9 protein-coding genes are annotated in these 9,752 nt (G+C 31.7%); 7 read left to right on the forward strand and 2 right to left on the reverse strand.

Annotation, left to right across the window (positions count from 1 at the left end; all coding sequences use genetic code 11):
- Together ACHZC3_RS08180 and tatA are read right to left on the reverse strand one after the other, a co-directional pair.
- On the reverse strand, positions 1-2,163 hold a 2,163-nt coding region (locus ACHZC3_RS08180; RefSeq protein ID WP_394759375.1), incomplete at its 3' end, for a TonB-dependent receptor.
- Positions 2,164-2,426: 263 nt separating this feature from the next.
- Entirely contained in the window at positions 2,427-2,603 is a 177-nt protein-coding gene (gene tatA, locus ACHZC3_RS08185; RefSeq protein ID WP_394759376.1) for a twin-arginine translocase TatA/TatE family subunit, read from the reverse strand.
- 151 nt (positions 2,604-2,754) lie between these two features.
- Between tatA and ACHZC3_RS08190 the strand changes: the two genes are divergently transcribed.
- The 7 genes from ACHZC3_RS08190 to ACHZC3_RS08220 all read left to right on the forward strand — a co-directional run.
- Entirely contained in the window at positions 2,755-3,234 is a 480-nt protein-coding gene (locus ACHZC3_RS08190; RefSeq protein WP_394759377.1) for a peptidase, read from the forward strand.
- Between the two features lie 19 nt (positions 3,235-3,253).
- A complete protein-coding gene (locus tag ACHZC3_RS08195) occupies positions 3,254-4,732 on the forward strand; it encodes a GH3 auxin-responsive promoter family protein (RefSeq protein ID WP_394759378.1) in 1,479 nt (492 codons plus the stop codon).
- An 8-nt stretch (positions 4,733-4,740) separates the two neighbouring features.
- Positions 4,741-5,625, forward strand: coding sequence for a carboxypeptidase-like regulatory domain-containing protein (locus ACHZC3_RS08200; RefSeq protein ID WP_394759379.1), 885 nt, complete (start codon positions 4,741-4,743; stop codon positions 5,623-5,625).
- A gap of 42 nt (positions 5,626-5,667) precedes the next feature.
- A complete protein-coding gene (locus ACHZC3_RS08205) occupies positions 5,668-7,356 on the forward strand; it encodes a DUF6909 family protein (RefSeq protein WP_394759380.1) in 1,689 nt (562 codons plus the stop codon).
- Between the two features lie 9 nt (positions 7,357-7,365).
- Positions 7,366-7,917, forward strand: coding sequence for a dTDP-4-dehydrorhamnose 3,5-epimerase (gene rfbC / locus ACHZC3_RS08210; protein ID WP_394759381.1), 552 nt, complete (start codon positions 7,366-7,368; stop codon positions 7,915-7,917).
- Positions 7,911-8,768, forward strand: a complete 858-nt coding sequence (gene rfbD / locus ACHZC3_RS08215) for a dTDP-4-dehydrorhamnose reductase (RefSeq protein WP_394759382.1) — start codon at positions 7,911-7,913, stop codon at positions 8,766-8,768. Before rfbC ends, rfbD begins: the two co-directional genes overlap by 7 nt.
- Before the next feature lie 3 nt (positions 8,769-8,771).
- Positions 8,772-9,752 (forward strand): UDP-glucuronic acid decarboxylase family protein (locus ACHZC3_RS08220; protein WP_394759383.1); only part of this gene is annotated, 981 nt, incomplete at its 3' end.

The following is a 9,752-nucleotide window of genomic DNA, read 5'->3' on the forward strand; positions in this document are numbered from 1 at the left end:
CGTTGTTTTAGCGCTTTCTGGATCTATGCTTTTATTGTAAGAAATTAAATTGGTTGTAGTTCTAAAATTAATTCCAATATATGAATGCGATTCGGTCAAAAGATCATAACTATTTTGAGATATATTAATTCTATTCGAGAAAGATTGTTTTAAATCTGGGTTTCCTAAAATTTGATTAAAAAAATCTTGATTGTTTCTCAAAGGTTGCAACTGGTCAATAGTTGGCTGTTTTGTAGCGCCGTTATAACTTATTCGCAAATTAGCGTTGCTTTTGTATTTGTAAGAGAAATTTGCCGATGGAAAAAGGTTCGTAAAATTGCGATTATATTGTTTGTTTAAAGTTTTATCTACCAAGTCAAATGAAGTAAAGCCGAAACCGCTTCCAAAGCTATAATTGATTTTTTTGGCATTGTAACTCAATTTTACATTTGGCTTGTTTACTGTAATTGTTTGTTTAGATTGGTTCGATAAATCATTTACTAGCAAATCATATTGACCCGTAATATTCGAATAATCATAGGTCAATAGACTGTTTTCACCAGTATTATAATCTATTTGATAACCAAGTTGCAAAGCGAAATTCTTTCCAACAGGTTCTGTGTAAGTAAGATTTAAAGTACTGTTTTGGGTTGTTTTCTCGCCAATTTTGTTTTGATTAACATTATCATTAGAAGCTAAAACGCCACCAGTATAACTTTCATTATCAGATTTCAAAAAATTATCAAAATTGCTATTTAGCCTATTCAAACTGAAACTCATAGAAAAAGTGCGGCGTTTTTTGGCAAATTTATGTTTATATAAAATACCAGCAGACAAATAATTTTTATCGGATTTTGTATCAACATTCATTTGGCGTTTATTTTTCAACACTCCGTCGCCGTCTGTTGTGTTTCCGTTTGTAAATTCGTCACTTTCAGTATTATAAAAATTAGCTTTTGCAGTAATTTTCAATGTATTCATCGAATCTAATTTCACATCGTAAACGGCATTCAATTTGTAATTACTTCTTTCTACATTAGTTACGGTTTTTTTATTTTCGTTCAATTGGGTTTGTCCAACTTGTGTTTTATCCAACCTGCTATTGTTGTTGGTATAAATCTGATTGTTGTATTTTGGAGTTAAGTTAAATGTTTGCTTGTCGTTCCATTTGTTGCTGTATTGCAATCCTGCGTTTGTATTTTTTATAAAACCATTTTGGGTGTTAACTCGTGGTTCATCATCATTATTGCCGCCAACCCATTCGTAATTTACATTTCCATCATCATCCATATTCATAGAAACATTATCATTTCCACCACCAAACTTGTCATTATCTTCCCAATTTAATCCATCTTGACCAGTATTTCCATTCAATAAAAAGGCTGATAATTTTCTTTTTCCTTTAAAAGAGCTGAATAATAAATTGCTGTTATACCTAGAATCGTTGTCTGTCAATGGTTCGATTGCAGAATCTATTTTACCAAAATAGCCCTTTTTACTATTTTCTTTTAATTTTAGATTAATCGTTTTTTGACTATTTCCGTCATCAATTCCTGTAAATTCTGCTTGATCGCTTTTCTTGTTAAAAACCTGTACTTCTTTTACGGCATCGGCTCGGAGATTTTTTACCGCCATTCCTGGATCGTCACCAAAAAATTCTTCTCCATCAACCAATACTTTTTTTACAGTTTCGCCCATAGCTTTTATTTCGCCATTTTTATCTACTTGAATGCCAGGAAGTTTTTTTAGCAAATCTTCTACATTTGCATTGGCACCAACTCTAAAATCGCTGGCTCTATAACTTGTTGTATCCCCTTTAATTCTTATAGACCCCGTTTTTATAATTACTTCTTGTAGTAGTTTACTTTTACTTATCAGCCCAATTGCACCTATATTGTTTTGGTTTTCTTTAATAATTATTTCATCGACATAATCGGCATATTGACTATGAGATGTCATCAAAATAAACGTTCCTGTTTTTATGTTTTTAATATCAAATTTCCCTTCTTTGTCAGAACGAACAAATCGGTATAAAATGGAATCTTTTGGCGTTAACAAAGCCACAACCGAATTATAAACTGGGGTTTTTTCGCTATCGGTCACAATACCTGAAAGGTTTGCTTTTTGAGAATATGCAGAAAATGATAATAATAATAGTGCAATTGCTATGCTGATTTTTGACATAAATAGGTTTAATATGCTTGAATGTATTCATTTCATGTAAAATTTAATATACTAAAAAGGAGCATTGTTTCTTTTAGAATATAAAATTCAACGATTAAAAAATTATTTATGTAACAATTTTTTAAGTTTATTTTTATTGGAATTAAAGGAAATTCCGATTAAGAATATATAAAACGAATTTAACTAACAATGATTATATAAATTAAAAAGCCTATTTACTAATTTTTAGAAAATAGGCTTTGTATTTTGCAAGCAAAGAGAAATTACTCTTTAGTTTCGTCTTTTTTAGAATCTGCAGGTTCGTCGCCTTTGGCAGCATTTTTGAATTCTTTTAAACCACTTCCAAGACCTTTCATTAATTCTGGAATTTTTTTACCTCCAAAAAGTAATAAAACGACTGCTAATATGATAAGTATTTCTGTTGTTCCTAATCTTCCCATGATTATAAAATTATGCTTCCGCAATTTTTAAGTAAAATATTAAGCAAATATATTAAAGAATTTAATAAACCTTTATTTTTTTAACTATTTATTATTACTAATAAACTAACTACGCTTCGTTATTATTATATTTGTTCCAAAGATTCTATTTATGTCAGAAAAGAGATTGAAACGAAAAGCATTTTTCGACAAAATAAAAACAAAAAGAAGATTAGTTATTTTAAACGAAGAGACTTTTGAAGAAATTTTCTCGTTTAAACTAAATATTCTCAATGTATTTATTGTAGCAACACTAGGCGCCATTTTTCTTATTTCGATAACAAGTTATATTATTGCTTTTACGCCACTTAGAGAATATATTCCAGGATATGCATCGACTCAACTTAAAAAAGACGCTATTCTTTTAGGTATGAAATCGGACTCATTAGAATTTGCCTTAAAGAAAAACGAAGCCTATATAGAATCTGTAAAAAAAGTTTTAACTGGCGATTTAGAATATGCTAAAGTCAACAAAGATTCCATCATGGCTTCTGAATATGTAGACCCTTCGGAATATAATTTTGAAGCATCGGAAGAAGAATTGGAACTTCGAAAAAAAGTAGCAGAAGAAGTTAAGAAAAACAAAAAATAAGAGATTAAAGCCTTTATAAATGTCTATAAAACTCTTTTTAGCCAAGAAATTAGCAAAAAAAATACACCTAAAAACTCAAAAATGGGCTCAGAATCCTATTGAAACACAAGAGAAGGTTTTTAAAGATTTAATCCGTCAAGCGGAAAAAACGCAGTTTGGTAAAGATCATGATTTCAGCAAAATAAAAACGGCTGAAGACTTTGCGAAACAAGTTCCCATTCGAGATTACGAAGAATTAAAACCCTATGTTGATCAAGTTGTAAAAGGAGAAAAAAATATTCTTTGGAAGGGAAAACCATTATATTTTGCTAAAACATCAGGAACAACTTCGGGAGCAAAATATATTCCACTTACAAAGGAATCGATGCCAACGCATATCAAAGCCGCTCGAAACGCCATTTTAAGTTATATTCACGAAACCGGAAATGCTGATTTTGTAGATGGAAAAATGATTTTTCTGCAGGGAAGTCCAATTCTTGAAGAAAAAAACGGAATAAAATTAGGGCGATTATCAGGAATCGTAGCGCATTTTGTCCCAAAATATCTTCAAAAAAACCGAATGCCTTCTTGGGAAACAAATTGTATCGACGATTGGGAAACCAAAGTAAATGCGATTGTCGAAGAAACTTTTCATGAGAATATGACAGTCATTTCTGGAATTCCGTCTTGGGTACAAATGTATTTTGAAAAATTGCATCAAAAAGCTGGAAAACCAGTTGGAGAATTATTCAAAAACTTCAATTTATTCATTTATGGCGGTGTAAATTATGAACCTTACCGAGCAAAATTTGAAAATTTAATTGGAAGAAAAGTAGATTCAATCGAGCTTTTTCCAGCTTCCGAAGGGTTTTTTGCTTATCAAGATTCACAACAGGAAAAAGGAATGTTGTTGTTATTAAATTCTGGAATTTTCTACGAATTTGTAAAATCTGATGAATTTTTTACCGAAAAACCGAAGCGATACACGATTGGTGAAGTCGAATTAGGTGTTAATTATGTTTTAATAATTTCTACCAATGCAGGATTATGGGCTTATAATATTGGCGACACAATACAATTTACTTCATTAAAACCATATCGAATTATTGTTTCAGGACGCATCAAACATTACATTTCTGCTTTTGGCGAACACGTAATAGGAAAAGAAGTAGAAAGCGCTTTGCAAGAAGCGATGCAAAATACATCAGTCCGTGTAAATGAGTTTACTGTGGCGCCTCAAATTTCTCCTGCAAACGGATTGCCTTACCACGAATGGTTTATCGAGTTTGAAAATGAGCCAGAAAACATCGAGAATTTTGCTTTACAAATTGATGACGCCATGAGAAAACAAAATTTGTATTATGATGATTTAATTGTTGGTCATCTTTTGAAAACTTTAGTAATTACAAAAGTTAATAAAAATGGTTTTCAGGATTATATGAAATCTATCGGAAAATTGGGCGGACAAAATAAAATTCCAAGATTGTCTAATGATAGAAATATTGTAGAAAAGTTATAAAAAGCTAAATGATAAATACTAAATTTTTAATACTCTTATTTTCAATAAGTTTTTCAATTACAGCCCAAATAAAAGGAGTTGTAAAAGACAGCATTTCGGGAAAACCAATTCCGTATGTAAATATTTGGATCGAAAACGAAAATATAGGAACAACATCCGAAGAAAACGGAGAATTTACTATTAGTTCAACAGACAATAATAAAAACCTAATTTTTTCAGTATTAGGATTCGAAAAGAAAATTATTAGAGCGTCAAAAGCGATTGAAGTTAACTTGAAACCAATAGCGTACCAGTTAAACGAAGTTCTTGTTCCAACAAGAAGAAGAGAAACAAGAAGAATTGAAATTGGTGATACAGACAATCTAATTTATCAAGCATTTGATAATGGCCCAAGGATTGACACAAAATTCTTTCCATATTATCCGAGTTACAAAAAAACTAGATTTATAAAAAAAGTCACAATTGAAACCGATAGCAAAATTGATAACGCGACAATCAAAATTCATTTTTATACCGTAAATTCAGAAGGTTTTCCTAGTAAAGAATTATTAGACAAAGACTTTATAGTTTCAGTAAAAAAAGGAACAACAAGAAATACCTTCGATATAACAGATTTTTATCTAGAAATGCCTAAAAACGGACTTTTTATTGGTTTCGAAAAATTAATAATAGAAAAAAATAAACTAGAAAAAACGATAACCGATTCTAAGACAAATAAGACACTAATTCAAAGAAGTTACTATCCTTTTGTCATGTATAATTTTGTCGAAAGAGAGTTTTTATATAGCTTTTCTGGGGGAAAATGGAAAAGGCAAACTATGAACAAAGAAAGTGATACAACGAACAAAAGCAAGGTGTTTGAACCAGCAATAAACCTAATTCTTACCAACTAAAATATAAAAACAGTATCTTTGCAGGTTATAAAATAAAATTTAATGAAAGAAATTAAAAACATTTCGCGCTCACGAGCGCAAGAATCGTCGGCTGCTATCGAACGATTGTACATTACTATGCGCCATTTATTCAACAGAGGGTTCTATAAACCAATGGGAATTTCAGGAGAAACTTTAAGAGAAGCATTACTAGCATTACGACCAGAAATTTATGGAACTATTGCTGAAGAAAAAGTAGAACTAAACGGATTATTATACGTTATAGAGCGTCTTCCGGTAGGAATTGAAGAATGTCGTTACATCAATTTAACTTCAGACGAAGGATATTCTAATTCCCATTTTCAAGCGATTGTTCCACCAAAACGTAGAAGAAATTGCTACCGAATTGATGACGAACAAATGAATGTCGAAATTACACGTGGGCGTTCAGACATTTATGATATTCTAACGCATTTAACGTTTATATTCATAGAATCTCACAAGATTAAAGACAGAGTTCTTATAGATGAAGACGGACGAGTATCTCGTGATTGGGAAAAACTAGAACATGCCGCTTTACAATCCAAAAAACTAACATTAATAGAAAGAGAAAAAGCTATTTCTCACGCAGCTAATATTTTAGGAAGAACATTTGCTGAGGTAAAAGACATTTACGAAAGTTTTGGAAACATAACATCGCCAGATCGTTTCTTGCATATTATTTATTGGTTAGGAAAAATTGCGATTGAAGAAGTGGTCGATAATAACAAAAGAACCATCACTTTTAGTCCAATTTTAAGAGAAAGATTAGGACACCACATTCACGGAGAAATCTGGGCAAATGATATAAAAGAAGTTTTACAAAAAAACGATTTATTGACTAGGCCAATTCACGTAATAAGTGCCAATATGCACAGTGTGATGAACTCAATTTTCGCAACACATGTGCTTAAAACAAAGTTTAAAGACAAATCAGATTTCGATATTTACGAAGAGTTAAGTAAACCAGGTGCTCATGATGTTCGTGATAAAGTGGAAGAATTTGCTATAAAACACGGTATGATTTCTTTGCCAGATACATCAGGAACTAATATTGATGTTCAAATTTTTGATACTGCTAAAATCGATTGGACAAAATCGGCTTTCGCCAAAGCAAAAATCGATAAGGTTTCACCAGTTTTAATCGTCATGGATTATGCTTTTGGAGAACAAGCTTTTGAAACTATCGATGAATTATTAAAACCCTACAAAGTAGGAAAAGAGAAAACTTTCCTAAATGTAGAGTCTGTTTCTATCATGGGAAAAGCAGGAATTTTAGAAGGCGGAAAAGGAGATATTATGATTCCTAACGCTCATATAAACGAAGGAACTGCCGATAATTACCCATTTCATAACGAATTAACAGCAAAAATGTTTGAAGGAAATGATATTCCAGTTTTTGCAGGACCCATGATTACCGTTTTGGGAACCTCTTTACAAAACAGAGATTTATTAAAGTTCTTCCACGAATCTACTTGGGAAGCCATAGGATTAGAAATGGAAGGTTCTTATTATCAAAAAGCAATTCAATCTGCATCAAAAATCAGAAAAAGCATTAACGAAAATGTAAAAGTTCGTTATGCTTATTATGCTTCAGATAATCCTTTAGAAACAGGAAGTACACTTGCTTCAGGTGGTTTAGGAACAACAGGTGTAAAACCAACATACTTAATTACTATCAAGATATTAGAACAAATTTTCAACGTAAAATAGTTTTAAAAAATGAATTTTATTCCAACTAATTTATTAGGTTGTTTTGTACTCGAACCTAAAGTTTTTCACGATGACCGAGGTTATTTTATGGAAAGCTTTAATGAGAACACTTTTGAAAAAGGAATTGGGCAAAAAGTTCATTTCATACAAGACAATCAATCCTATTCGTCAAAAGGTGTTTTGAGAGGTTTGCATTACCAAACAGGTGAACATTCACAGGCAAAATTAGTGCGAGTATTGCAAGGCGAAGTTTTAGATATTGCTGTTGATGTTAGACTAGAATCGCCAACATATGGGCAATCATTTTCTGTTTTATTATCAGGCGAAAACCAAAAACAATTGTTTATTCCGAGAGGATTTGCACATGGGTTTTTGGTAACTAGCGAAACGGCAGTTTTCTTTTATAAATGTGATAATTTTTACAACAAAGAAAGTGAAGCTGGTTTTATTTACAACGATCCAGCGTTAAATATAGATTGGAATTTTCCTGAAAATGAATTGATTATTTCTGAAAAAGATGTGATTTTGCCAACACTAGAAAACGCCAAAAAAGTATGGTAATTTTAGTTACAGGAGCTTCAGGACAATTAGGTCAAGCAATTCAGTTTATTGCTACAAATTATCCTGATTTCGAATTTATTTTTGCTTCTTCACAAGATCTAGATATTACAAATCAAGAACGTGTTAATCATTTTTTTGATACCAATAAAATAGATTTTTGTATAAATGCTGCAGCTTATACAGCGGTTGATAAAGCAGAATCTGAAATAGAAAAAGCCGAAGCTATTAATGTTGTTGGTCCAAAAAATTTAGCCATTGCTTGCAAAAAAAATAATGCGAAACTAATACATATTTCGACTGATTTTGTTTTTGATGGAGCATCAAAGAAGCCTTATTTAGAAACTGATTTAACAAATCCGTTAAGTGTTTATGGAAAAACAAAACTAGAAGGAGAACAAGCAGTCATAGATAATATAGATGAATATTTTATTATTAGAACCTCTTGGGTTTACTCTCAATTTGGCAATAATTTTATGAAAACCATGTTGCGATTGGCATCAGAAAGAGAAAGTTTAAGCATTGTTTCAGACCAAATCGGTTCGCCAACAAATGCGGTAGATTTAGCCAAAGCGATTATGCAAATAGTTTGTCACACTGAGCGTAGTCGAAGTTCTAACATCCAATACGGCATTTACAATTTCAGTAACGAAGGAATAGCAAGTTGGTATGATTTTGCTGTAGAAATTTTTAGAATAAATAATGTTGTTATCGATGTAAATCCAATCACAACAGAAGCATTCCCTACCCCAGCAAAAAGGCCAAAATACAGTCTTTTAGACAAATCGAAAATAAAAAATGCCTTCGGAATCGAAATAAAAACTTGGCAAGAATCATTATTGCAAACAATATAAAAAATGAAAAGGATACTAATAACAGGAGCTGCAGGATTTTTAGGTTCGCATTTGTGTGACCGTTTTATCAAAGAGGGTTATCACGTTATTGGGATGGATAATCTAATTACAGGTGATCTAAAAAATATAGAACATTTATTCAAATTAGAACATTTTGAGTTTTACCACCATGATATTTCAAAATTTGTTTATGTAGCAGGAGATTTAGACTATATTTTGCATTTTGCATCGCCAGCTAGCCCTATAGATTATTTAAAAATCCCAATTCAAACTCTAAAAGTAGGTTCGTTAGGAACACATAATTTACTTGGATTAGCAAGAGTTAAAGGCGCAAGAATTTTAATAGCTTCTACGTCGGAAGTTTATGGAGATCCATTGGTTCATCCACAAACAGAAGAATATTTTGGTAATGTAAATACAATAGGACCAAGAGGAGTTTACGATGAAGCCAAACGTTTTCAAGAATCTATAACCATGGCTTATCACCGTTTTCATGGATTAGAAACTCGGATTGTGCGTATTTTTAATACTTATGGACCAAGAATGAGACTTAATGATGGTCGTGTTATTCCAGCATTTATTGGTCAAGCATTGCGTGGCGAAGACCTAACTATTTTCGGTAATGGTTTGCAAACGCGTTCATTTTGTTATGTAGATGATCAAGTAGAGGGAATTTTCAGATTGTTACATTCAGATTATGTTTATCCTGTAAATATTGGAAACCCAGACGAAATTACGATTAAAGATTTTGCCGAAGAAATTATTAAGTTAACAGGAACAACTCAGAAAATTGTGTATCACGATTTACCAGAAAACGATCCGTTGCAAAGACAACCCGACACAACAAAAGCAAAAGAATTACTAGGTTGGGAAGCTAAAGTTCCTCGTTCTGAGGGCATGAAAATTACCTACGAATATTTTAAAAACCTTCCGCAATCAGCATTATTAAAAGAAGAACATAAAGACTTTTCAGGATTTATTCAT

This window comes from Flavobacterium sp., from assembly GCF_043720215.1.
Classification (GTDB): Bacteria; Bacteroidota; Bacteroidia; order Flavobacteriales; family Flavobacteriaceae; genus Flavobacterium.